The following is a 231-nucleotide window of genomic DNA, read 5'->3' as shown; positions in this document are numbered from 1 at the left end:
CCAGAACACGCTCGGCTGCTCGCGTGGCGCCCGGCCGTGATCCGGGTTCAGTGCCATGACGAGCCGGTCGATACCGGCATCGAGCATGGCATCGGCGGCACCCCACGCGATGCCGTTCACGTCGCCGTGCTGCTCGGTCCGGACGGGGATGCCGGCGTCCCGGATCGTCTGCAGCGAGCGATAGGCCGCTTCCAACTCGAAGAGGTCGGGCAGTTGCGTCAGGTTGAGGTA

1 pseudogene is annotated in these 231 nt (G+C 68.0%); it reads right to left on the bottom strand.

The annotated features are described in order from the left end of the window. Window positions 1-231, bottom strand: a pseudogene (locus tag ACR9ZK_RS23755) (hypothetical protein); the annotation flags it as partial.

It is taken from the genome of Monashia sp. HAY1-5C, assembly GCF_056755255.1.
Note: the sequence above shows the minus strand (reverse complement) of the source record. Positions and strands in the feature narration are given on the sequence as shown.